Below are 24,031 nucleotides of genomic sequence, written 5' to 3' on the forward strand. Positions count from 1 at the left end.
GGGACGTGCTGGACGGCAAACATATCCTGATGATCATCGGTGGCGGCGTGGCCGCGACCAAGGCGCTCGACCTCATCCGGCGGTTGCGGGACCGGGGGGCAGAGGTGACACCGGTTCTCACACCCGCCGCGGAGCATTTCGTGACGCCGCTCTCGGCCTCCGCGCTTGCCGCACGGAAGTGCTACCGAGACCTCTTTGACCTCACGGATGAGGCGGAGATGGGACATATCCAGCTTTCCCGTGCTGCCGATCTGGTCGTCGTCTGTCCCGCGACCGCGGATCTGCTGGCCAAGATGGCAGCCGGACTCGCCAATGATCTGGCCTCCACGCTGCTGCTCGCGACGGACAAGCAGGTGCTTGTCGTTCCCGCGATGAACGTGCGGATGTGGGAGCACCCCGCGACCCGCCGTAATGTGGAGCAGCTCCGTGCGGATGGCATCCTGTTCGCAGGCCCGGTGGACGGACCCATGGCCTGCGGCGAATACGGTCCCGGCCGGATGGTGGAAGTGCCGCAGATCGTGGCGACCGTCGCTTCGGTGTTCGACAGCGGGCCGCTCTCGGGCCGGCATGTGCTTGTCACCTCCGGGCCCACCCATGAACCGATCGACCCGGTGCGCTATATCGCCAACCGCTCCTCCGGTGCGCAGGGGACGGCCATTGCCGCCGCGCTCCGCGACATGGGCGCGCGGGTGACCTTCGTGACCGGTCCGGCCAGCGTGCCGCCGCCCTCCGGCGTCGCTGTCATCCGTGTGGAGACCGCAGAGGAGATGCTGGCCGCGGTTCAGGGTGCTCTGCCCGCCGACGCCGCAGTCTTTGCCGCAGCCGTGGCGGATTGGCAGGTGGCCAACCGGGGCGAGGCGAAGATCAAGAAGCAGGCGGATGGCAGCCTTCCCGCGCTCTCCTTCCGGGAGAACCCGGACATTCTGGCGACCGTGGGCCGCATGGGCGTGGGCCGTCCCCGGCTGGTTGTGGGTTTCGCGGCGGAGACGAACGACGTGATCGCCCATGCGACTGCGAAGCTTGCCCGAAAGGGGGCCGACTGGATCGTGGCCAATGATGTCAGTCCGGCGACCGGAATCATGGGCGGGACGGAGAATGCCGTAACGCTCATCAGTGCCGATGGGCAGGAACCCTGGCCGCGTCTCCCCAAGGAGGAGGTCGCGGCCCGTCTCGCCCGGCGGATCGCCGAAGCGCTCAAGTGACAGGAAGGATGAAGATGACCCCCGTGCTGCGTATTCTGTGGGAGGATTGGGCCGACCGCTCCATCCTGCTGCCCTCCTATGAGACCGCCGGGGCGGCAGGTGCTGATGTCCGCGCCAACCTGCAACCGGAGGACAGGGAGACCGGCTTCATCATCGATCCCATGCGGCGTGTCGTGATGCCGACCGGGTTTCGTGTGGAGATCCCGGAGGGGTTCGAGATGCAGATCCGTCCGCGCTCGGGACTTGCCCTGAAGCACGGGATCACCCTGCCGAATACGCCGGGCACGATCGATTCCGATTATCGTGGTCCGCTTGGTGTGCTGCTGGTCAATCTCGGCCATGATCCCTACACCGTGCATCATGGCGACCGGATCGCCCAGCTTGTCATCGCGCCGGTCGTTCAGGCCCGGTTCGAGCCTGCCGAGACACTCTCCGCCACCGCGCGGGGAGAGGGAGGCTTCGGCTCCACCGGTCGCGGTTGAGCGGTGCTGGTCGTCCTTCTCCTCGCGGCGGCGATCTGGGGTCTTGCCGCGGCCTTCGGTATCCGGCGGGAGATACGCTGGCAGGCCATCGGCCTGCTCTACGTTGCGGTTCTCGCGTTGCTGGTGGTGCTGCCGGAGGGGGCGGCGCTCCGGGGCTGGCTCGGATGGTCCGTCGGTGCCTGGCTCGTGCTGGGCGGGGCGGGTCTTGCGGTCTGGGGTTACGCGCAGTTGCTGGGCCGGCTCCGCATGCGGGCGCGGTCCGCAGTGCAGGGGGTCGAGGCGCCTGCACAGATGGGAACCCCCGCCCTGGGAGCGGCCGCGCTGAGGGAAGCGGAGGTGGAGCGTTATTCCCGGCATCTCATTCTGCGGGAAGTCGGCGGCCAGGGGCAAAGGCGCTTGCGGAATGCGCATGTGCTCGTGGTGGGGGCGGGCGGTATCGGCTCCCCCGCGCTTCTTTATCTGGCGGCGGCGGGAGTCGGGCGGATCACGCTTGTGGACGACGACAGGGTGGACCTCTCCAATCTTCAGCGGCAGGTGATCCACCGAACGGAAGATATCGGCATGTCCAAGGTCGCCTCCGCCGCCCGCGCGATCCATGCGCTCAATGCGGGCGTCGCGGTGACGCCGGTGGACCGGCGTCTGGACGACACTCTGGCCGCGGAGCTGATCCCGCGCGTGGACCTTGTGCTCGACGGCAGCGACGGTTTTGCCACGCGGGCGCTGGTCAACCGTGCGGCGGTGGAAGCGGGGGTGCCGCTCCTCTCCGCCTCGGTCGGTCAGTGGGAGGGGCAGATCTCCCTTTTCGATCCTGCGCGGGGGGCACCCTGTCTGGCCTGTCTCTTTCCGGTGGAACCAGCCGCCGGTCTTGCCCCGACCTGTGCGGAGGGTGGGGTCGCGGGGCCGCTGCCGGGCGTTCTGGGCACGATGATGGCGCTGGAGACGCTGAAGGAACTGACAGGCGCGGGCATGGGGCTGCGCGGGCGGCTTCTGCTGTACGACGGGCTTTACGGCGAGACGCGCATGATTGCGGTCCATCGCCGGCCGGGCTGTCCGGTCTGCGGCGGCATCTGAACGTTTCTGCAAAGGCCGGAATGCCGCGTTTCAAGGCCGGGGAGATCGTGTTCCTGCGTTTCCGTTCGCCGGGGCTGGAAAGCCTCTCCGACCCGGCTTAGCTTCCCGTTGTTAAGGAGAGCCCAGATGACCAATCCCCTGCTTGAATCCTGGACCGCGCCCTTCGGCCTGCCGCCCTTCGACCGGATCACGGATGACGATTTCGCCGCGGCCTTCGACGCCGCTCTGGCGGAGGCGCGCGCCAATATCTCGGCCATCGCCGCCGACCCCGCAGCGCCCGCCTTTGACAATACGATCGAGGCACTGGAACTGGCGGAGCAGCGGCTCGACCGGGTGGCGGGGGTGTTCTACAATCTCGCTGGCTCCGACGCCAATCCTGCGCGAGAGGCGCTGCAGCGCGATCTCGCGCCGAAGATGGCCAAGTTCTCCTCCGAAGTCCTGATGAACCGCACGCTCTACGACAGGGTGCGCACTGTCTGGGAACAGCGCGAGCAGCTCACTCTCACGCCGGAGCAGCTGCGTGTTCTGGACCTCTACCATCAGATGTTCGTCCGTGCGGGCGCCGAGCTGGAAGGCGCGCCCGCCGACCGTTTCCGCGCCATCAAGGAGCGTCTGGCCTCTCTGGGCACCGACTTCGGTCAGAAGGTTCTGGCGGAGGAGCGCGACTGGTCCATGGATCTGGCGGAGGACGATCTGGAGGGCCTGCCGGAGTTTCTGGTCGAAGGGCTGGCCGCCGCTGCCGCCGAGCGGGGGCGGGAGGGCTGGACCCTCACGCTCAACCGCTCGCTCATCGTGCCGTTCCTCGAACTCTCTCCCCGCAGAGAACTCCGCCAGCGCGCCTACGAGGCCTGGACGGCGCGCGGGTCGAACAGCAATGCCAACGACACGCGCGCGCTTGTCGCCGAAACTCTGAAACTCCGTCATGAGCGTGCGGAACTGCTGGGCTACCCCTCTTACGCCGCCTACAAGCTGGAACCCGAGATGGCCCATACGCCGGAGCGGGTGCAGGAGCTGCTTTCCCGCGTATGGACCCCCGCGCGCGCCAAGGCGGAGGCAGACGCCGAAGCCCTGACGCACCTGCTGCATGAGGATGGGGTGAACGGCCGGCTCGAACCCTGGGACTGGCGGTTCTATGCGGCCCGCCGGCGCAAGGCGGAGCACGATCTGGATGAGGCCGCGCTGAAGCCTTACCTGCAACTCGACCGCATGGTGGAGGCGGCCTTCGAGACGGCCGGGCGGCTTTTCGGCCTGAAGTTCGAGCCGCTCGACGTGCCGCTCTACCACCCCGACGCCCGCGCGTGGGACGTGACGCGCGACGGGAGGCATATGGCCGTGTTCATCGGCGACTATTTTGCCCGGCCCTCCAAACGCTCGGGCGCATGGTGTTCCGCCTTCCGCAGTCAGCGCAAGCTGGGCGGTGAGGTGCGGCCCATCGTGGTCAATGTCTGCAACTTCGCCAAGCCCGCGAAGGGGCAGCCCGCGCTGCTGTCCTATGATGACGCGCGCACGCTGTTCCATGAATTCGGCCACGCGCTGCATCAGATGCTGTCTGATGTGACCTACGGCTTCGTCTCCGGCACCTCCGTCGCGCGGGATTTCGTCGAACTGCCGAGCCAGCTCTACGAGCACTGGCTTGAGGTTCCGGAGGTGCTGGAGCGCCACGCCCGCCACTACCGCACGGGCGAGCCGATGCCCCGGGAGATGCTGGAACGTCTGCTGGCCGCGCAGAACTTCGATCAGGGCTTCGCAACCGTGGAGTATCTTGCCTCTGCGTTGGTCGATCTGGCGTTTCACGAGGGTCCGCCCCCTGCCGATCCGATGGCGAAGCAAGCCGAGGTTCTGGCGGAGGTCGGCATGCCCCATGCGATCCGCATGCGCCACGCCACACCGCATTTCGGCCATGTCTTTGCGGGGGAGGGATATGCTTCGGGCTACTACAGCTACATGTGGTCCGAAGTGATGGATGCGGATGCGTTCGATGCCTTCCGCGAGGCTGGCGATCCATTCGACCCGGAAATCGCGCGGCGGCTGGAGCAGAACATCCTGTCTGCCGGGAGAAGCCGTGATCCGGCGGAGGAATACACGGCCTTCCGGGGCAGGATGCCCGGTGTGGAGGCATTGCTCCGCGGACGAGGGCTGGACGACGCGGCCTAGCGGTCGCTGGGCCGCCGACGGGTCGGCTGATCGACGATATCACTGACCATGCGGAGGAGGAGGCGCGTCTCCTCCGCCACGGCGGCCTCGAAGGAGAACGCCTCCTGCGGAATAACGCCGGGGTCCTCCGCGCCGTCCTGAACGGTCTCTCCACGCGTCAGCCGATGGCGCAGATCGTCAAGCCTGTCGCGCGGCAGGTTGGCCATCAGATCGCGGAGCACCTTGCGGTGCGCAACGATCATGGCTTCCAGACGTTCGGGGGTGAGGGACATGGTGCGCCTCCTGTGTCAGGGCGGGGAACAACGCGGGCGTCGCCGCGGCTGTTCCGCTCAGTCCGCGACGTCCTTGTGGATGATGACATCTGTTTGCGGATAGGCTTCGAGAATGCGCCGCTTGAGCGCCGCGCTGATGGCATGGGCATCGCGGAGCGGCTGATCGCCGTCCAGCTCGATGTGCAGGTTCACAAAGACGCGGCTGCCGCTTGTTCGGGTTTTCAGGTCGTGGAAACCGCGCACGCCGGGCCAGTCGCGCGTGATCGCGGCGATGCCTTCGATCAGCGCCGGGTCCGCGCGGCGGTCCATCAGGGCGTTCCACGCATCCCGCCCGATCCTGATCGCCCCGAACGCCATGACAGCGGCCGCCGCAATGGCCACGATGCTGTCCACCTGACCAAGCCCATAGCGGGCGGAGACCCACAGCGACACGATGGCGCCTATGTTGGGAATGAGGTCGCCGATGTAATGCACCGAATCCGCCGCGACGACCTTGCTTCCCGTCCGCCGCACCACGCGTCGCTGCCAGAGCACGAGGCCGATGGTGAGCCCGATGGAGAGGACCATCACGGCGATGCCGCCCTGCTGCGCAGACAGGTCGTGCGACTTCGGGCCGAACAGCCGCGCGAACCCGTTCCATGCGATGAGGGCGGCGGACATCAGGATGAAGGTGGACTGGCCGAGCGCGGTCAGATCCTCGACCGACGTATGGCCGAAGGCGTGATCCTCGTCCGGCGGGCGCGCGGCATAGAGGATCGCGGCCAGCCCGCCGAGCGACACCAGCAGGTCGAGCGAACTGTCAGCAAGGCTCGCCGCGATGGAAAGCGATCGCGTTTCCACCACCGCCCACAGCTTCAGCGCGACGAGGATGAGCGCGACGGAGACGGAGGCCACCCCCGCGGAAATATTTTCGCGCGTCGCCGGTCTGTCCATGCTGCACTCCTGAGTGGGAGGTCATGTATAAGGGCAAAACCGCCGAAGTTACAGGGGCCGGTGCAGGGTCAGTCGCGGGTTTCCTGCGCATCGACCCCCCAGATCGTCGCCTTGGGAACCCAGCCGTCGGAGCCGGAGGCGGTGATCTCGCACCAGTCGGGCAGGCACTTGCCGAGCCGCGCGATGACGCCCGCCTGCGCTTCTGCGACGACGCGGCCATCTTCCTCCGGTCGGGCGCGAAGCGGGACCATATCGGTCTCCACCAGCACGGTACGCACCCCCGACAACAGCGCGAAGTGGATCCAGCCGCCAACTCCGTCCCGGTCCTCGACCCGCCGCCAGTTGCCGTGCTCCGCAACGACCCGGAGCGGCATGTCCCGCCGGGTGAACACCCAGTCGATCCGATGCGTGAGCGAGGGCCCGCGCCGCACGTTTCCCTCCGAGGTCTTGAGCGAAACGAAGCGCGGGACAGGCAGATTGGTGACTGCGCCGCGCTCCTCCTCCTGCGCGCGGACCATGCCCGCCAGAAGGATCGCGATGACTGCTGCGATGACGCAGAAGACGGCCTGTTTCATGATATGTGCTGCCCGCTGGTCTCGTTGGACCCGAATCACGCCTTGTGGCGTCTGCTCCGCGGCAGGATTTCATCTGGCCGCCGCGAAGGCCAGCAGGATTTCGCGATGCCCCCAACGGGACGGCGCTGTGTACGCCCCATGCGGCTTCCCGAGGCGCGGCGGCCTCCATGCGAAAGGGGCGCCGGAGGGCGCCCCTTCCATATCCGAACTCTGGCCGCGATCAGTTGCGGCTCTTGTCCACCATCTTGCCCTTGGAGATCCAGGGCATCATGGCGCGGAGCTTCTCACCGACCTGCTCGATCTGGTGCGCGTCGTTGATGCGGCGGGTCGCCTTGAAGTAGGGCTGGCCGACGGCATTCTCCTGCATGAAGTTGCGCACGAACTTGCCGTTCTGGATGTCGGTCAGCACTTCTTTCATGCGGGCCTTGGTTTCCTCGTACGGAAGGACGCGCGGGCCGGAGACGTATTCGCCGTATTCCGCGGTGTTGGAGATCGAGTAGTTCATGTTGGCGATGCCGCCTTCGTAGATCAGGTCCACGATCAGCTTCACCTCATGGAGGCACTCGAAATAGGCCATCTCCGGTTCGTAACCCGCTTCGACCAGCGTCTCGAAGCCCATGCGGATCAGCTCGACCAGGCCGCCGCAGAGCACGGCCTGCTCGCCGAACAGGTCGGTCTCGCATTCTTCCTTGAAGGTCGTCTCGATGATGCCCGAGCGGCCGCCGCCGATGGCGGAGCAATAGGACAGGCCGATCTCCAGTGCCTTGCCGGACGCATCGTTCGCCACGGCAACAAGGCAGGGCACGCCGCCGCCCTTCACGAACTCACCGCGCACGGTATGTCCCGGCCCCTTCGGCGCCATCATGATGACATCGACGCCCGGCTTCGGCTCGATCAGGCCGAAGTGGATGTTGAGGCCGTGAGCGAAGGCGATGGCGGAGCCTTCCTTCAGATTGTCATGAACGTATTTCTTGTAGGTCTCGGCCTGAAGCTCGTCGGGCATGGTGAACATCACGAGGTCGGCCCAGGCCGCTGCTTCCGCGATCTCCATGACCTTCAGCCCTTCGGCTTCGGCCTTCTTGGCGGAAGCCGAACCGGGGCGCAGCGCGACGACGACGTTCTTTGCGCCGGAATCCCGCAGGTTCAGCGCATGGGCGTGGCCCTGGCTGCCATAGCCGAGAATGGCGACCTTCTTGTCCTTGATGAGATTGATGTCGCAATCACGATCGTAATAGACGCGCATCGGGCGCCTCCTTCTGCTGATTTATGGGGCAGATCATAGACATGCCGGCTGCATGGCGAATGCAAACTCGCGAAACATTCGCAAATAAGCGATGTTTCAATTCTTCATGTTGAGGAATATGGATATATTCATGCTCAACGATACCGACAGACGCATTCTTCGCCACTACCTCGCCGATCCCGACGCGCCCGCGCTTCGGCTGGCGGAGCGGGCCGGCGTCACGGCCGCCACCTTTTCCCGCCGGCTGGAGCGGATGCGGGAGGAGGGGGTCGTGCAGGGGGAGCAGGCGATCATCGACTGGCGCGCGCTCGGCTGGGAGGTGGAGGTGAGCCTGCGGTTCACGCTCGACAAGACCGATCCCCGCGCATTCGACCAGTTCCTCGCCGCCGCGCGCGAGGTGCCGGAGGTCGTGGCGATCCAGACCTTCCTGGGCCGTGTGGACGTGCGGCTGTCGGTCATCGCCCGCGACATGGCGCATTATCAGGAGATTTATCGCAACCGCATCCTGACGCTGCCGCATATCGCGGATATCGAGGCGCTGATGCTCGTTTCCGTCATCAAGGATGCGGAGACGCTGCCGCTGTGATCGAGCTTGACGATATGGACCGGCGCCTGCTGCGCGTTCTGGCGGAAGATGCGCGACTGTCGGCGGGAGAGGCGGGCCGGAGGCTGGGCTTGAGCCAGCCCGCGGCCTGGCGGCGGTTGAAGCGGCTGACGGAGGCGGGCGCGATCCGGGGGCGTCGGGTGCTGCTGGACCATCAGGCGCTCGGCTTCGGCGTGACGGTGTTTCTGGGCATCAAGCTCGCCACGCGCGGGCGGGTTAGCCTCGACGATTTCGAGCGTGCCGTGACAGCCATCCCGGAGGTGCTGACGGTGCAGCATGTGCTGGGCGTCTTCGATTATCGTCTGCGCGTCGTGGCCCGTGACATCGTCGATTTCGAGCGCATCCTGCGGCGGCGCATCATGACATTGCCGGGGGTGGGGCAGGTGGAGGCGAATGTCATGCTGTCGGAGGAGCATCGTCCGGGCCCGCTGGGATGACCCCCTCGGTCGGGTCGCTGGCGCGAAAGGCCAGCATTGCGGATCGGACGCGCAGAAGATGGATCAGCATCGGCTCCCATCCCGGATCGACGCCCTGAGGGAGCCGAGGCGAAATGCCCGTTTTCAGCCCGCTGGCAAGGTCGGAGAGCATGCCCGCCACACCGGGCGCGGCGCCTTCCTTTCGCAGAAGGTCAACGCCTGCCTCCGCCATGAGTAGGGCGCAGGCGTAGAGCCGTATCGACTGGGAATCGTAGATCTCCGTCACATGGCTCACCCGTTCGGCGGACAATCGGCCGCGGAGCGACCACCGCGCCTCCTGCCGGGCGGCGGCGGTGCTTTCTCCCAGCGCGACCACCGGGCCGTGGGTTTGGGAAATGACTTTCAGCGCGGCCTCCGCACCGGGCACGTCGCCCTTGCCGATGGCACCGCCCAGTTGCCGCAGACCGGCCGCCAGTTGTGCCGTCATCGCGGCGGCGGATCGTTGGACCAGGGTGACCGGGTCGCGCGTGAACAGCACCTGACTGAACAGAAGGCCCACGCCGGTGCCGGTCGCCACGTCGATCAGGCGCGACAGGCCCGCGGTCTGCGGCCCCATGGCCAGCACCAGAAGCGCCGAGACCCCGGCCTGAATCGGCACGACGGCGGGCTGGCCATAACTTGTCGCAACCATCATCGCGACAAAGCTGACGATGGCCAGACGGAGAACCGGATAGGTGTCCGGCACCAGCAGCAGGCCCAGTTCCCCCACCACCGTCCCCGTGACCACGCCCGACATCAGGCCGATGGCCTGCCGCGCGTGGCTGGGCAGGGCGGGCGACAGGCAGACGATCGCACTTACCGCCGCAAAGACCGGCCGGTCGTGACCGAAGACCCCATGCGCTATGACCCACGCCAGCGTTGCGCCCGCCGCGCTTTCCAGCGCGTCGAGCCATGTGATACGCCAACGGCCAAGAACGCGCGCCGCGATACCGCGCCTTGCCACCCTGTCAGACGCGGACGAGCGGGGTGTCCACCAGATGCTCGGCAAGGAACCAGCACTGAAGCTCGTTCGTCCGTATCACGTTGGAGACGAGCACGTCGTTGGAGCCGTCGTCGCCCTGCTCCTGCACCTTCTCCGCCGCGTCGTGGGCGTCGATCAGGATCATCTCATGGGCTTCGAGCAGGCGGGACAGCATGGCGGGCACTTCCTCCGCACCATTGGGAGCGCGGGGAACACGGGTGATCTCCGCCACATGGCGCGGGTCGCCGACGGCGATGCCGCCCAGCGTCTGAATCCGCTCCGCGACCATGTCGATCAGTTCGAGTTGCTCACCCGCATGCTTGTCCAGCAGGAGGTGGAGCTGGTAAAAGGTCGCGCCCCGCATCAGCCAGTGAGATTTCTTGTAGAAGGCGTGCAGGATTTGCGTGTCGGCCAGAACCTGGTTCAGCCGCTCGCAGGAGTAGAGCCGTGCATTGTGCGACAGGCCCAGCGGAAACTGTCGCGCCGTGCCGAACTCCTGAATGATCCGGCCTTCCTGATGGAGCCACGGCTGGCTCGACATGTCTTCGACGGTTTTGCGTTGCTTCGCCATTCTGGCCTCCAGCCCGATAGGTGCGGATGCCGAGACGCTTCGCGCACCGACGCGCCCCGGCGCAGGAGGATGTAGGGCGGGCGATGCCCCCGGCCAGTGGCCGGCCGCGGTTTCCTTCAGTCCACGCCGCGATAGGGCTGAACGTATTGCAGGGCCATGTCCCAGGGGAAGAAGATCCAGGTGTCCTGGCTGACTTCGGTGATGTAGCTGTCCACCATCGCGCGCCCTTTCGGCTTGGCATAGACGGTGGCGAAATGCGCCTTGGGGTAGAGCCTGCGGACGAGTTCCAGCGTCTTGCCGCTGTCCACCAGATCGTCGATGACGAGAATGCCGGTGCCGTCCCCCATCAGTTCGGGCTGCGGAGCCTTGATGACATGAGCATCCCCCTGCGACTGGTCGCTGTAGGATTTGACGGAGACGGTATCGATCACCCGCACGTTCAGTTCGCGCGCGATGATCATGGCAGGCGCCATGCCGCCGCGGGTGATCGCGACGATGGCGCGCCAGCCGCCCGCCTCCGACTCCGGCCCCTTGCCGTCGAGCCGCCATGCCAGCGCGCGCGCATCGCGGTGCAACTGATCCCAGCTGACGTGAAATCCCTTTTCATGCGGCAGACGGTCGTTCATGGCGGCTCCCAATCAGGTGGCGGCAATCTTGATACCGAGGGCGACAAGAAAGGCGCCGAAGGTGCGGTCGATTACGGGTTTCAGTCCGGCATAGCCGCGTTGCACGCGGTCCAGCGAGAAGATGCGGGCGACGAAGGCGTTCCACAGAGCCTCGTTCAGGAAAACGGCGATGAGCACGAGAGCCAGCGAAAGGGCCGAGGCCCCGCGCGGGATCGTGCTCACAAAGACAGCACCGAAGAAAACGGCGGGTTTCGGATTGGCAAGCTGGGTCGCGATGCCCAGCCACACCGCAGACAGCGGCGAGCGGGGTGCATTCCCTTCCGCTGCGGTCGCCGGCGCAATCGTCATGTCGGCCGGATCGCCTGCATGCCGCCACATCTTGATGGCGAGCCAGATGAGATAGGCCGCGCCCCCGATCTTCAGCGCCCAGAGCAGGCTCGGCGCCAGCCGGAACAGCACCGCCAGCCCGAAGAGCGCCGCAGTCGCCCAGAATACCGCGCCCAGCCCCAGCCCGACCGCGAGCCATGCGCCCCGCCGCGCGCCCTCCGTCAGCCCGACCCGCGCGGCCATCAGCACCGCCGGACCGGGAGAGATCGCGGCCAGCAGATGGACGAACCAGACCGCGAGGAACGCGGCGAGCGTCATGTCAGCTCTCCTTGCGACCGGCGGTCGCGTCGATATCCGGCGCGTCCACCGCTTTCATGCCGACGGCATGATAGCCTGCATCCACGTGCAGCGTCTCGCCCGTTGTGCCGGTTCCGAGGTCGGAAAGAAGATAGAGCGCAGCCTTGCCCACCTCCTCCTGCGTGACGTTGCGGCGGAGGGGGGAGTTCAGCTCGTTCCATTTCAGGATATAGCGGAAATCGCCGATGCCGGAGGCGGCCAGCGTCTTGATCGGTCCGGCGGAAATCGCGTTCACGCGGATCGCGTCCTTGCCCAGATCCTCCGCCATGTAGAGCACGGACGCCTCCAGCGCGGCCTTGGCGATGCCCATGACGTTATAGTGGGGCATGACCTTTTCCGCGCCGTAGTAGGTCAGCGTCAGGCAGCTCCCGCCCTCCGTCATCAGCGCGGAGGCGCGCTTGACCGCGGAGGTGAAGGAGAACACCGAGATGTCCATCGTCATGCGGAAATTCTCAGCACTCGTATCCACGTAGCGGCCGCGCAGTTCGTTCTTGTCCGAAAAGACGATGGCATGAACGAGGAAGTCGATCTTGCCCCAGACCTTTTCCAGCCGGGCAAAGAGCGCATCCATGGAGGATTCGTCCGCCACGTCGCATTCGATGATCTCCGTCACGCCGATCTGCTGGGCCAGCGGCTGCACCCGCTTCAGAAGCTGTTCGCCCTGATAGGACAGCGCGATCTCCGCCCCCTGATCGGCCAGCGCCTTGGCAATACCCCAGGCGATGGATTTGTCATTGGCCAGGCCCATGATCAACCCGCGTTTGCCCGCCATAAGACCCGTCATCGCCCAATACTCCCTGCGTTGCTTCGATACCGGAGGTTAGCGGGCACCGGGCCCGATATTCCCGGACCTTTAGGCGATTGCCTTTTGGTCATCAAGGGTGGCAGGATGCGCAGCCCGACGATCCCCCGAGTTCGGCGGGATCGGGAAGCGGCGCGGGCAGCTTCGATGAAGGGCGAGGATTCAAGCGGACATGACAGACAGAAACGGTATCTTCGCCGGCGAAGACCCTTTTGCCATTGCCCGCCGGTGGCTGGCGGAGGCCGAAGCGACAGAGCCGAACGACCCCAACGCCATCGCGCTCGCTACCGTGGATGCGGAGGGGCTGCCGGATGTCCGCATGGTTCTGCTGAAGGAAATCGGCGCGGACCGCTTCACCTTCTATACCAACTACGGCTCCGCCAAGGCACAGGAGATCGAGGCGACGGGCAAAGCCGCCTTCGTCCTGCACTGGAAAAGCCTGCGCCGGCAGGTGCGCGTGCGGGGCCGTGTGGTCCGCAATGATGGTGCGGCGGCGGACATCTACTTCGCCTCCCGTTCCCTTCAGTCGCGGCTTGGCGCATGGGCGTCGCAACAGTCGCGCCCGCTGGACAGCCGGGGCACCCTGATGGCGGAGGTCGCGAAGATCACCGCACGGCTGGGACCGCGCCCGCCCCGCCCGGAATTCTGGGGCGGTTACGACATATTCCCCTCACAGATGGAATTCTGGGCCGATGGGGCCTTCCGTCTGCATGATCGCTACCGCTGGAGTCGCGCCGGGATGGAAGGCGAGTGGGAAATACAGCGGTTGTATCCATGAAATGCCCGACATCCAGACCGCGAAAGCACTGGAACGCAGGGTTTCACGGTCATTGTGTCGATGCGCACGATAATTCTCTTGAACTTGCGAGGCAATACCGTCCAACTTGCGCAAAAAACAGAAGACCTTGGGACGACTTCTGACATGACCGAAACGGACAAAGACACCCGCGTCGTTCGCGGCTGGGTCAAGTGGTTCGATCCCGACAAGGGGTTCGGCTTCGTCGTGTCTGATGAGGGCGGGCCGGATATCCTGCTGCACGCCAATGTTCTGCGAAACTTCGGTCAGTCTTCCGTGGCGGATGGAGCAGGGATCGAGATCCTCTGCCACGCCACCCCCCGTGGAATGCAGGCCGCGCAAGTGATGGAGGTGTCGCCTCCCCCCCCGGTGCCGCTGCCGGTGCTGGAGGATCTGGCCTCCGCTCCGATGGAGGAGTTGCTGAGCAGGCCATTGGAGCCTGCGCGGGTCAAATGGTTCGACAAGGCAAAGGGGTTCGGCTTTGCGAATGTCTTCGGCCGCTCCGAGGATGTGTTCGTTCACATAGAGGTGCTGCGCCATTCCGGGCTGTCCGATCTTCAGGCAGGGGAAGCGGTCTGCCTTGGTGTGGTCGAAGGTCGGCGCGGGCGCATGGCGGTCCGCATCGCCTCGTGGGAGGCTGCGGTGCACCAGAAGGTCGTCACGCTGTGAGATCACTTCTGTTCGCGCTGGCGCTGAGCGCAGCCGCCGGCTCCGCCGGAGCTGGGACGGTCTGCCGCCCCGACACAGTGGAAATTCGCGGCCCGCGGGGAGAGACCCGCTTTTCCGTTGAACTCGCGGACACGCCCGACAGCCGCGCCTACGGGTTGATGAACCGGGCGAGCCTGCCGAAGTCGAGCGGGATGCTTTTCGTCTATGAATATCCACAACATGTCTCCTTCTGGATGCGCAATACGCTGATCCCGCTGGACATGATCTTTCTCGATGCACGCGGGGTCATCACGCGGATCCACGAAAACGCCCGCCCGCATGACGAAACGGCCATTGACGGCGGTTCCGGCGTGCTGGCGGTGCTGGAGATCAACGGCGGCCTTGCCCGACGGCTCGGCCTTGTCCAAGGCGGTGTGCTGCGTCATCCCGCCTTCGGGCCGGGCGGCGCCTGGCCCTGCGGAAGCTGAACCCGCTTTTTACCAAAACGCCCCTTTCCAAATTTCGCGCGCCTCTGTAGGAACCGTGCGAGCGGGGCGTGGCGCAGTCTGGTAGCGCGCTGGTTTTGGGTACCAGAGGCCGGAGGTTCGAATCCTCTCGCCCCGACCACAGGCGGCTTGACGTGCCGCAGGGGAAACCCATTCGATACTCCCGGCGCAGAGCAGTAGGCTGATTTTCACAAGCTCCGGCGCCTGCGCTCGCGTCTGAGCGGGCCGAAAGGTTGCGGCACATGTGCGTTCGGCACCGGCCCGGCCCGCTTCCCATTTCGGCGAATGTCACGTTGAGCGGCCACTCCTTATCGCGCCGGCAAGGCGGAGGGACAGGCAGCCCCCTTACGGCCGGGAAAGCTGTCTGGCTCCGCAAAGGCGAATGAAGCGCAACGGGCGTGCCCCCGCTGGCACCTATCCCCCCTGGGATCCTCGCGGTATCCCTTGCGGCGGACGGCCCGGTCTCTGCACACAGGGTAATACCCTGAATTCAGGACAAGACATGCACGGCGCAACGCGACGCGGGGGCGGCGTTCCTTTGCCGCAGGGACAGTTCGTCGCGGAGCACCTCACAACCATCTGATATGCAGGCGTGATCGCCGCTTGTCTTTATTCCGGGCTCAGTGATAATCGCGCCTTGAACGGGCTGACCTGACACCCCCCTTACCGGTCGGGCGAATGGCGGTTCGCAGCCCCTCCCACGCGCGGATCGAGCGAATGAACCTGATCGCCTTTCTCTCCGTGCTCGCGGGTCTGTTCGTCATCATCGCGCTGGGGGAGCCGCTGGCGGCGCGTCTGCGCATTTCCTATACCGTGGTTCTGGCGATGCTCGGCATCGCCATCGGCGCGGGGGCGAGCTTCCTGCTGTCCACCGACATCACGGACGCGCTGAACCCGCTCGCCCTTTCCGTGTTGAGCCTGCCGATCACCTCCGAGGCGTTTCTGTACATCTTCCTGCCGACGCTCATCTTTCAGGTGTCACTGACGCTCGACCTGCGGCGGATGGTGGAGGATTGGGTGCCGATCACGGTCATGGCCATCGTGGCCGTGGTCGTCGCCACGTTCGTGATCGGCCTGTCGCTGGACCCGTTCACCTCGCAACCGCTGGTCGTCTGTCTGCTGATCGGCGCCATCGTGGCCACGACCGATCCCTCGGCGGTGGTCGGAATCTTCCGCGACATCGGCGCGCCGGCGCGTCTTTCACGGCTCGCGGAAGGCGAGAGCCTGATGAACGATGCCGCCGCCATCGCGCTGTTCAGCGTGTTCATCACGCAGATCCTGCCCTGGGCGCCGCAGGTCACCGTGGGCCATCAGGTGGTCCATTTCGTCGTGCTTCTGGTCGCGGGGGCGCTGACGGGCTATGCGCTGGCGGTGATTGCCGTCGTCGCGATGGAGCATCTGCGGTCCACCCCGATGGCGATGATCTCCGTCTCGCTCGCGCTGCCCTATCTGACCTACATCCTCGCCGAACATGCCCTGCATGTTTCGGGGGTGATCGCGGTCGCGGCTGCCGGGATGACGGTGAACCTTCTCGGTCCCTCGCGGATGCCGCCGGGGCAGTGGCGGTATCTCACCGATACGTGGGAGCTGCTCTCGCACTGGTCCGGCTCGCTGATCTTCATTCTGGCCGCGATCTTCGTGCCGCGGCTCCTGCATGATGTGAGCTGGCACGATGGGCTGCTGCTTCTGGTGCTGATCGTCGCGGCGACGGTCGCGCGGGCGCTGGTGCTGTTCGGGCTGCTCCCGCTGATGACGCGGCTGCATCTGTCACCCCCCGTCGCCCCGGCCTATCGCACGGTGATGCTCTGGGGCGGGCTGCGCGGGGCGGTCACCCTTGCGCTGGCGCTCGCGGTGACGGAGCATGAGCTTGTCGGGGCGGAGGCCAAGCATACCGTTGCCGTGCTTGCCACCGGGTTCGTGCTGTTCACCCTGCTCGTTCAGGGGACGACGCTCCGCTGGCTGATCGGGCGTCTGGGGCTGGACCGTCTGACGCCGATAGACGAGGCGCTCCGCGACCAGGTGGTGGCGGTCGCGTTGCAGACGGTGCGGGAGGAGGTTGCCGACCTGACCCAGCGGCAGCATCTGACGCGGGAGATCGTCCGCTCGGAGGCCAAGAGCTTCGGCGCGCGGATCGACGGCGCGGTCAAGACGGCGGAGGCCGCCGATGAGATCCTCGACCGTGACCGGCTGACGCTGAGCCTCGTCACGCTTGCCAGCCGCGAGAAGGAGATCATTCTGGAGGCGTTTCGCGACAGGGAGGTGTCGTCGGCCCTCGTGGAGCGGCTGTTGCTGGATGCGGACCGGCTGATCGAGGCGACCCGCGCCGGGGGCAGGGGGGCCTACCGCACGCAGGCGCGGGCCAACCTCGCCCCCGGCCGGGCCTATCTTCTGGCCTTTAGGCTCCACCGGCAGCTCGGCATTTCGTTTCCTCTGGAGCGACTGATGGGCAGCCGGTTCGAGGTGCTGCTCAGCACCCGCATGTTCCTGCGCGACCTGCATGATTTCGTGAACACCAAGATCCTGCGCATCCACGGCCAGCGGGTGACGGATATCCTCCACGAGGTCCTTTCGCGGCGCGAGGAGGATCTGGAGCGGGATATCGAAGGGCTGCGGCTGCAGTATCCCGGCTTTTCGGAGGAGTTCGAGCGCCGCTTCATCCGGCGCGCGGCCCTGCGGTTCGAGGAGAGCGAATACGAAACCGCCTATGCCGACGGGCTGATCGGGGCGGAGCTTTACGGCTCGCTCACGCGCGGTCTTGCCGACCGGCGGGAGGCCAATCAGGCGCGCCCCAAGCTCGACCTCCTGCTTCAGCGACAGGAATTCGTCAGCCAGATCCCGATGTTTCAGGGGCTGGAGCCGCAGACGCGCGCGCGGCTCGCCCGGGCGCTGGTCAACATCTATGTCGAGCCGGGGGAAGTCATCGTTCATCGCGGCGATCCGGCCAATGCAGTCTATTTCATCGCTTCGGGAGCCGTAGAGCTTGACGGGGCGGCGCCGCAGCAGATCCGGCTGGGCAGGGGGGACATGTTCGGAGAGCTGGCGATTTTCGCCCGCCGCCCGCGCCGGACGGCGCAGGTTCAGGCGATCACGCATTGCGCGCTGATGATGCTCAGCGAGCAGCACTTCCTCCATCTCGTCAGGGGGGAGCCCGGCCTTCGGGCGAAGGTCGTGGCACAGGCGTCGGCGCAGGGAATGGACGCCGGGAAGGTGGAAGCGATGCTCGATCGGCGCGGCTGATTCTCTCTCCACGGCCGCCGGTTCTCCACTCCGCCTGTGGATAACTCTGTGGGGAAGGCGGAGACGACTCGGCCGCAATTTGCCGGAAGCCGGTCAAGGCCATAAACCCGTGGAAAACCTGCGAAATCCGTTGACCGGCTGACGCCGCTTGGGCAGTTTGTAGGCAAGAAGAAGCGGACCACTACATCTTGTGGTGGTCATGGAAGGCTCCACTAGCCCCGATCCGCGATGAGACTGCCCCCGGCTTGCCGCAGAGGCAGATGGCGGAGCCATATCTGCGGCGCGGGAGGCGGGGGATAACCGGTCGGCGACGGAGACGCAAGCATGAGGATCGAGAGGCAGTTCACGGTCGAGGGGCGCGACGTCTATGATCGCATCGCCTTTCGCGTGACCCGGTCCGAGCAGCGAAATCCGTCGGGCGAAGTGGTGTTCCGCTGCCGCAAGCTGGAGGTGCCGGAGGGTTGGAGCCAGATCGCGGCGGACATCCTCGCGCAGCACTGTCTCCGCCGGAGCGGTGTCCCCGCCCGGCTTTGCCGCGTGCCGGAAGAGGGTGTGCCGGAGTTCCTGTGGCGCTCCGTCGCGGATGAGGCGGCCCTGTCCCACCTGACCGAATCCCGCCGTTTCACGGCAGAAACCTCCGCCCGGCAGATGTTCGACCGCCTCGCGGGAGCGTGGGCCTACTGGGGATGGAAGGCCGGGTATTTCACTGCCGAGGCCGACGCGCGGGCCTATCACGACGAGATGCGGCACATGCTTGCGCGGCAGATGGCGGCACCCGACGCCGCCCAGTGTCGGCAGACCGGCCTGCACTGGGCCTATGGCATCGAGGAAGCGGGTCGCGATGGCATCGCGGTGGACCTTGCCGCGGGCGAGTTGCGCAGGACGGATTCCCTCGAAAGGCCCGAGGCCGGGGGTCTGGCCATCCTCTCCATGCCGGAGCCGGAGGATGCCCCCGACATGTGGTCGCGGGAGGCACGTCTTGTCCGCGCGGGCGTGCGGTACGGGGTGAACGTCGCGACGCTGCCCGCCGGTCCGGCAGGGATGATGGCGCAGCTTGAGGCCGGTGACCGGCTGGTCGGGCTTGCGCAGGGGCAGGGGAACGTCCGCCGCCCGGCGCGGCTCGCCCTGTGCGACGCGGATCACCCGGAGGCCGCAGAGTTCATCGAATGGAAATCGGCGGAGGCGCATAAGCTCGCCAGTCTGACGGCGGGATCCCATCTGATCGCGGCGCTGACAGGCGATATCCGCCTCGCTCTCCGCCGGGCGGGACCGGACATCGCCGGCAATCCCGCGTTGCAGGCGGCCATACGGGCTGCGAAACGCGCGCTGGTGCCCGAGGGCGTGATTCAACGGACGTTGGCCGAGGCGGTCGAGGGCCGCGCGCCGCGCATCGCCACGTTCGAGGCTGACTGGGACGGCAAAGCGGCCGCAACCGTCTCCGGCACGCGCACCGCGACCGCCATCCGGCTGTCGGACGCCTTCATGCGCGCGGCGACCAAGCCCGCCGCCCGTGCCGGCCGGGAGCGCCGGTTGCAGGACCGCCTTGCCCGCGCCGTCTGGGCCACGTCCGAGCCGGGGGCTCTGTTCGGGGATACGATCAACGGCTGGAACACCTGCGCGCAGGAGGGGGGGATCGACGGCACCTCCCCCGACGGGGGCTTCATGTTCCTTTCCGACACTGCCGCGATGCCCGCGACGCTGAACCTCGGCGGCTTTCTGGGGCAGGACGGATTCAGGACCGCAGCCTTTTCCCACGCGGCGCGGCTCTGGGTGCTGACGCTCGATCTCTCGCTCTCCATGATGCGGCGGGGCGATGCGCTGCTTGCCGCCCGGTCACAGGACTACCGGCCGCTGGCGCTGGGGCACGCCGATGCGGGTGGTCTTCTGATGGCCATGGGTAGCGGCTACGCCACGGCGGAGGGCCGCGCCATGGTCTCCGCGATCACGGCGTTGATGACAGGGGCCGCCTATGCCGCCTCTGCCGAGATTGCGGCGGAGAAGGGTGCGTTCCCGGCTTGGCCGCGGAATGCCTGTTCGATGCTCCGCGTGGTGAAGAACCATCGCCGCGCCGCGGGGGGAGTGGGCGCTTTCGAAGGGCTCGGTATCCTGCCGCGCCCTCTGGATGCAGACCGTTGCCCCCAGCCGGACATCGTCGCGCGCGCCCGCCTCTGCTGGGACGATGCGGTCGCAGCCGCAGCGGGGCACGGGTTCCGCCATGCTCAGGTTACGGCGCTCCGGCAGGATCCCGTCACGGACCGCTTGCTGGATTGCGAGACGACCGGCATCGCTCCGGCAACCGCGCTGATCCACTGGGAGCCTTCCCCCGACGGCCAGCCGCGCCGCGTGCTCGCCTCGGCGGTGGAGGACGGGCTTGCAGCGCTTGGCCATCCCCGTGTGGAGATCGCCGCGATCACCGCACATGTCATCGGCCACGGCAGTCTGGAAAACGCGCCCTGGATCAACCACACCAGCCTTCTGGGGCAGGGTTTGGGTGCCGGGGAACTGGCGCGGGTGGAGGCGGCGCTCGTTTCCGCCACGCATATCCGTTTCGCCCTGACGCCCTGGACGCTGGGGCTCGGCTTCTGTCGGGAAGTGCTGGGGCTGCCGGCGGCACAACTGGCGGATCCGGCTTTCGACCTGCTGGCGCACCTCGGCTTCGCTCCCGCCCAGATCGCTGCAGCGAATGCCTATGTCTTCGGCACGGGGACTTTGCAGGGCGCGCCCTTCCTGAAGGCGGCGGATCTGCACGTGTTCCACTGCCAGGGTTCCACTGGCGAAGGCGAAGTGGATGCAACCTGCCAGATCCACATGATGGCCGCGGCACAGCCCTTTGTTTCCGGCGGTATCGGCGGTGCGCTCCGCCTGCCCGCCAAGGCTGCTGCCTCCGACTGCCTCGACCTCCAGACGCTGGCCTGGTCGCTCGGGCTGAAGGGGATCAGCCTATCGCGCGACAGTTCACAACAGGATCCCGCGCTCGCCGCCGTTCTGGAGGAGGCCGAGGAGTCCCTTGCACTCCCAAACCCCGCCACAGCCGCGCAATCCCTGCTCGGCCGCAACTTCCGCACCACCTGAGCGAAAGCCGCGCGCTCCGATCGTTTTGAAGGGGGTGGCGGAAGAGGTGTCTGCCATCCGCCATACCTCACTGTTCCGGGGCTTTCCGGATTTGCCTTTGATAATTGAACAAAATGCTACTTTCATGATCCGGAATGTTCCGGTATCGTTCTTCCTGTTCCGCCCCGTATTGGGGGAAGCATCGGGGGAAGATATTGGCACCGCACCTTACCCGCCGTCCTGAGAAGGCCCTGACCGCACAGGCCGTGAAGAACGCGACGGAGCCCGGCAAGTATTTCGATGGCCACGGGCTATACCTCCGCGTGGATCCGAACGGTTCGCGGTTCTGGGTGCAGCGCATCACCATTCGCGGAAAGCGCTGTGAGCTTGGATTGGGCTCTCCGGCGCTGGTGTCCCTCGCAGAGGCCCGCTCCGCCGCTCTGGATAACCGCAAGCTTGCCCGATCCGGTGGCGACCCCTTGCAGGTCAAGCGCGAGGCGGCCGCCGTGCTGACGTTCGAGGAAGCGGCTCGCAAGGTGCATGAGATGCACAAGCCCACTTGGCGCAACCCGAAGCACGCAGCGCAGTTCATCACCACGTTGGAGACTTACGCCTTTCCGAAGCTGGGCAAGCTCAAGGTGGCCGATGTGTCATCTGCTGACGTGCTGGCTGTTCTCACCCCGATCTGGACCACGAAGGCCGAGACGGCGCGGCGGGTGCGGCAACGCATCGGCACGGTGATGAAATGGGCCGTGGCCCAAGGCTGGAGGAACGACAATCCGGCCGAGAACATCGGGCAGGCCCTGCCGAAGACCGATCCGACGAAGGCGAACCGGAAGGCGCTGGCCCATAGCGACGTAGCCGCCTGTCTCGACGTGGTGAAGGGTTCCGGCGCCGGGCGCAGCACTAAGCTGGCGCTGGAGTTTCTGGTGCTGACCGCCGCTCGCTCCGGTGAGGCGCGCGGCGCGCTCTGGTCGGAAATAGACCGCAAGACCAAGGTATGGGAAATCCCGGCCGCCCGCATGAAGATGAAGAAGCCCCATCGGGTGCCGCTGTCCCCGAGGGCGCTCGCCATTCTCGATGAGGCCGAGGCGCTGCGCGACGGTTCCGCACTGGTGTTCCCAGGCACGAAGCAGGGGCGCCCGCTGTCGGACATGACCCTTTCCAAGCTTGTGAAGGAATTGGGCTTCGAGGCTGACGTGCACGGCTTCCGCACTTCGTTCCGCACTTGGGCGCAGGAGCGGACAAACTTCCCGAGGGAGGTTGCAGAGGCCGCGTTGGCCCACCTGTCCGGCGATGCCGTGGAACGGGCCTATGCGCGCAGCGACGTGTTCGAGAAACGCAGGAAGATGATGGACGCTTGGGCCGGGTATCTGGCCGAGAAGCCCGCAAACGTGGTGAGGATTGGATGAGCGACGAAGATTATGGCTACTATGGCGTCTCTGAGATGGATTTGTGGCGGCTTGCCGACTGCTTCTCGGTCATCAATGCCGCGACGCTCATCGCCGGACTTTGGCCGGGCGAGCGAGGTTACGATGAGCAATACGATTCGTATTTTTTCCGCCCCGATAGGACGGGAGAGAAGCTAAGCCGGTTCAGCGCCGTTTTGCAAAGCATGAAAGCTTCAATCCTCTCAAACAAGCTAGAAGCGCGAATGGCGTTTCCAAGCAGAATCAGAAATGGCTCCGAAGACACGGGGAGCTATCAGTCCGACGAGCTACACATCCCGCAACTGCCTCTGCTTCTTTGCATCGAGAACGGCGGAAAGCTGATGGCCGCAGTCAACGGTCAGTGGAAGATTGATTCTGAGATATTTGTTCGATCTACGCCCGACTGGGACGAAACCTACGTAGAAACCGACGAATTAAAACGATGGCTTAAGGCCAGAGGTGTGTTCCCCCCATTCTTCTTTCCACAAGGTGATGAAAACGGGATTATGAACGCGGACAACCCGCGCTACTCCGCCAAGCTTGCTTGTGCGCTGGCAGCGTGGAAAGACGTTGCATCGCCTCGCAAAGGCAAGAGCGTAAAGCAGAGCCTCAAGGATTGGGTTATTTCAAATGGCGTTAGGTTCGGGCTTGGGGAAGATGGCGTGGTATCAGAAACAGCGGCGGAAGAAATTGCCAAGATCGCCAACTGGAACCTCAAAGGTGGCGCAACGCCAACCATGGTTTGCGACACGCCGGGGGGCGGAAGTGGAGTTGTGCTGCCAAAAGAACCGCAAAACTACACCACAATCTGCTCTGATCGGACCGAAAACCAAAGTTCGCAAGACGAGGATTTTCCATTTTAGATCAGCAACGGGGGGTGGTTTCGCTTAAGTTGGGGGTGGTTATAAGTTACTGATAATAAGAGATATTGCTAGGAATGTCGGCTTGCATGTTCGATTTTTGCGGCCTTCTCCTCCAGATTACCCCGAAAGCCTAGGCTAAGTTTTCGTTACCTCCCCGCCTATTTGTTCTCTGAATGCTTTGCCAGCTTTCCTGCATGTTCCTCAAATATGCAGGGAAGACCGACATGCCCCAGAAGCACCTTCGCCGCCGCGCCGTTGAAGAAATCACCGGACTCAGCCGCAGCACGATTTACGACCTGATGAGCAAGGGGTTATTCCCGCGCCCCGTGAAGCTGACCGGCAAAGCCGTGGCGTGGCCGGAGAGCGCCATTGCCGACTGGCTGGAAAGCCGCCGGAGCGCTGCCGCCTGAGAAACCGCCACCCCGAGGCATTGGGGCGGCGGCGATATTCTGATGCGGCTGTGGGAACAGTCCAAGGATAGCGCTCAGCGCCCCGGCCCGCAATATTCGAGGCCAAGCATGGCTCATTTCACGATCTATCCCGAAGGCTCCCCGCCTTTCTCGGCTTTCATCGAAGGCCGCGAGTTGTGGGCGATGGAGAACCTTATGCGCGCCGGGGAAAAGGGCTGCACGCCTATTTCCGATCCGGGGCCGCGTTGGAGCGCCTATGTCCACAAGCTGCGCAAGATGGGCGTTCCCATTGAAACCCGGCACGAGGCCCACGGCGGCCCGTATCCGGGCAACCATGCCCGATACATCCTGAAAGCCCGCGTGCAGAAAGGCGGTGCCGCATGATCGAACTGGGCACCATCCGCAAGAATGCACGGGAGGAAATCCGCTTCACG

General features: G+C 65.6%; 24 protein-coding genes and 1 tRNA gene. 16 read left to right on the forward strand and 9 right to left on the reverse strand.

Features of this window, described 5'->3' with window-relative positions; all coding sequences use genetic code 11:
* Positions 1-5 precede the first annotated feature (5 nt).
* From coaBC to CDV49_RS09105, 4 genes are all read left to right on the forward strand, one after another.
* Positions 6-1,202 carry a bifunctional phosphopantothenoylcysteine decarboxylase/phosphopantothenate--cysteine ligase CoaBC gene (gene coaBC, locus CDV49_RS09090; RefSeq protein ID WP_035744036.1) on the forward strand — a complete coding sequence of 399 codons (1,197 nt, stop codon included), beginning with the start codon at positions 6-8 and terminating at the stop codon, positions 1,200-1,202.
* Positions 1,203-1,216: 14 nt separating this feature from the next.
* A complete protein-coding gene (dut, locus tag CDV49_RS09095) occupies positions 1,217-1,684 on the forward strand; it encodes a dUTP diphosphatase (protein WP_088215256.1) in 468 nt (155 codons plus the stop codon).
* Positions 1,685-1,687: 3 nt separating this feature from the next.
* Positions 1,688-2,755, forward strand: coding sequence for a HesA/MoeB/ThiF family protein (locus tag CDV49_RS09100; protein WP_088215219.1), 1,068 nt, complete (start codon positions 1,688-1,690; stop codon positions 2,753-2,755).
* 126 nt (positions 2,756-2,881) lie between these two features.
* Positions 2,882-4,909 carry a M3 family metallopeptidase gene (locus CDV49_RS09105; RefSeq protein WP_088215220.1) on the forward strand — a complete coding sequence of 676 codons (2,028 nt, stop codon included), beginning with the start codon at positions 2,882-2,884 and terminating at the stop codon, positions 4,907-4,909.
* Here the strand turns inward: CDV49_RS09105 and CDV49_RS09110 are convergent.
* From CDV49_RS09110 to ilvC, 4 genes are all read right to left on the reverse strand, one after another.
* Positions 4,906-5,181, reverse strand: a complete 276-nt coding sequence (locus tag CDV49_RS09110) for a hypothetical protein (RefSeq protein ID WP_088215221.1) — start codon at positions 5,179-5,181, stop codon at positions 4,906-4,908. The genes CDV49_RS09105 and CDV49_RS09110 overlap by 4 nt on opposite strands.
* A gap of 57 nt (positions 5,182-5,238) precedes the next feature.
* Positions 5,239-6,114, reverse strand: coding sequence for a cation diffusion facilitator family transporter (locus CDV49_RS09115; RefSeq protein WP_088215222.1), 876 nt, complete (start codon positions 6,112-6,114; stop codon positions 5,239-5,241).
* 68 nt (positions 6,115-6,182) lie between these two features.
* The gene (locus CDV49_RS09120) at positions 6,183-6,689 is read right to left on the reverse strand and encodes an SH3 domain-containing protein (protein ID WP_088215223.1); all 507 of its coding nucleotides are present in this window, start codon (positions 6,687-6,689) and stop codon (positions 6,183-6,185) included.
* A 220-nt stretch (positions 6,690-6,909) separates the two neighbouring features.
* Positions 6,910-7,932 (reverse strand): ketol-acid reductoisomerase, encoded by a 1,023-nt coding sequence (ilvC, locus tag CDV49_RS09125; protein WP_088215224.1) that lies wholly within the window; start codon positions 7,930-7,932, stop codon positions 6,910-6,912.
* A gap of 130 nt (positions 7,933-8,062) precedes the next feature.
* Here ilvC and CDV49_RS09130 point away from each other — a divergent pair, with 130 nt between their 5' ends.
* Positions 8,063-8,518 carry an Lrp/AsnC family transcriptional regulator gene (locus CDV49_RS09130; RefSeq protein WP_035744048.1) on the forward strand — a complete coding sequence of 152 codons (456 nt, stop codon included), beginning with the start codon at positions 8,063-8,065 and terminating at the stop codon, positions 8,516-8,518.
* Positions 8,515-8,973 carry an Lrp/AsnC family transcriptional regulator gene (locus CDV49_RS09135; RefSeq protein ID WP_035744050.1) on the forward strand — a complete coding sequence of 153 codons (459 nt, stop codon included), beginning with the start codon at positions 8,515-8,517 and terminating at the stop codon, positions 8,971-8,973. Before CDV49_RS09130 ends, CDV49_RS09135 begins: the two co-directional genes overlap by 4 nt.
* Here CDV49_RS09135 and CDV49_RS09140 read toward each other — a convergent pair.
* From CDV49_RS09140 to fabI, 5 genes are all read right to left on the reverse strand, one after another.
* On the reverse strand, positions 8,933-9,955 hold the full coding sequence (locus tag CDV49_RS09140; protein ID WP_179209155.1) for an FUSC family protein: 1,023 nt from the start codon (positions 9,953-9,955) through the stop codon (positions 8,933-8,935). The genes CDV49_RS09135 and CDV49_RS09140 overlap by 41 nt on opposite strands.
* Positions 9,956-9,959: 4 nt before the next feature.
* Positions 9,960-10,544, reverse strand: a complete 585-nt coding sequence (locus CDV49_RS09145; RefSeq protein ID WP_035713051.1) for a Dps family protein — start codon at positions 10,542-10,544, stop codon at positions 9,960-9,962.
* A 116-nt stretch (positions 10,545-10,660) separates the two neighbouring features.
* The gene (gene gpt / locus CDV49_RS09150; RefSeq protein ID WP_088215226.1) at positions 10,661-11,170 is read right to left on the reverse strand and encodes a xanthine phosphoribosyltransferase; all 510 of its coding nucleotides are present in this window, start codon (positions 11,168-11,170) and stop codon (positions 10,661-10,663) included.
* A gap of 12 nt (positions 11,171-11,182) precedes the next feature.
* Positions 11,183-11,815 (reverse strand): LysE family translocator, encoded by a 633-nt coding sequence (locus CDV49_RS09155; protein WP_088215227.1) that lies wholly within the window; start codon positions 11,813-11,815, stop codon positions 11,183-11,185.
* 1 nt (position 11,816) lies between these two features.
* Positions 11,817-12,638, reverse strand: coding sequence for an enoyl-ACP reductase FabI (gene fabI, locus CDV49_RS09160; RefSeq protein ID WP_088215228.1), 822 nt, complete (start codon positions 12,636-12,638; stop codon positions 11,817-11,819).
* Positions 12,639-12,828: 190 nt separating this feature from the next.
* On the opposite strand from fabI, the gene pdxH reads away from it, so the two are divergent.
* From pdxH to CDV49_RS09210, 10 genes are all read left to right on the forward strand, one after another.
* Positions 12,829-13,434: a pyridoxamine 5'-phosphate oxidase gene (pdxH, locus tag CDV49_RS09165; RefSeq protein ID WP_088215229.1), complete on the forward strand. Its 606-nt coding sequence runs from the start codon at positions 12,829-12,831 to the stop codon at positions 13,432-13,434.
* A 144-nt stretch (positions 13,435-13,578) separates the two neighbouring features.
* The gene (locus CDV49_RS09170; RefSeq protein ID WP_088215230.1) at positions 13,579-14,121 is read left to right on the forward strand and encodes a cold-shock protein; all 543 of its coding nucleotides are present in this window, start codon (positions 13,579-13,581) and stop codon (positions 14,119-14,121) included.
* Positions 14,118-14,588 carry a DUF192 domain-containing protein gene (locus CDV49_RS09175; protein ID WP_373447793.1) on the forward strand — a complete coding sequence of 157 codons (471 nt, stop codon included), beginning with the start codon at positions 14,118-14,120 and terminating at the stop codon, positions 14,586-14,588. The genes CDV49_RS09170 and CDV49_RS09175 overlap by 4 nt, the downstream gene beginning before the upstream one ends.
* 62 nt (positions 14,589-14,650) lie before the next feature.
* A tRNA-Pro gene (locus tag CDV49_RS09180) sits at positions 14,651-14,727 on the forward strand.
* A gap of 596 nt (positions 14,728-15,323) precedes the next feature.
* The gene (locus CDV49_RS09185) at positions 15,324-17,843 is read left to right on the forward strand and encodes a cation:proton antiporter (RefSeq protein ID WP_088215231.1); all 2,520 of its coding nucleotides are present in this window, start codon (positions 15,324-15,326) and stop codon (positions 17,841-17,843) included.
* 324 nt (positions 17,844-18,167) lie between these two features.
* Positions 18,168-20,915, forward strand: coding sequence for a ribonucleotide-diphosphate reductase subunit alpha (locus tag CDV49_RS09190; RefSeq protein WP_088215232.1), 2,748 nt, complete (start codon positions 18,168-18,170; stop codon positions 20,913-20,915).
* A gap of 194 nt (positions 20,916-21,109) precedes the next feature.
* A complete protein-coding gene (locus CDV49_RS09195) occupies positions 21,110-22,306 on the forward strand; it encodes a tyrosine-type recombinase/integrase (RefSeq protein ID WP_256947293.1) in 1,197 nt (398 codons plus the stop codon).
* Positions 22,303-23,187, forward strand: coding sequence for a hypothetical protein (locus CDV49_RS09200; RefSeq protein WP_088215234.1), 885 nt, complete (start codon positions 22,303-22,305; stop codon positions 23,185-23,187). The genes CDV49_RS09195 and CDV49_RS09200 overlap by 4 nt, the downstream gene beginning before the upstream one ends.
* Before the next feature lie 224 nt (positions 23,188-23,411).
* Positions 23,412-23,597 carry a helix-turn-helix transcriptional regulator gene (locus CDV49_RS09205; protein ID WP_088215235.1) on the forward strand — a complete coding sequence of 62 codons (186 nt, stop codon included), beginning with the start codon at positions 23,412-23,414 and terminating at the stop codon, positions 23,595-23,597.
* Positions 23,598-23,639: 42 nt separating this feature from the next.
* Positions 23,640-23,981: a winged helix domain-containing protein gene (locus tag CDV49_RS09210; RefSeq protein ID WP_218821926.1), complete on the forward strand. Its 342-nt coding sequence runs from the start codon at positions 23,640-23,642 to the stop codon at positions 23,979-23,981.
* Positions 23,982-24,031 lie beyond the last annotated feature (50 nt).

Origin of the sequence: Haematobacter genomosp. 1, assembly GCF_002196855.1 — a bacterium.
GTDB lineage: Bacteria > Pseudomonadota > Alphaproteobacteria > Rhodobacterales > Rhodobacteraceae > Haematobacter.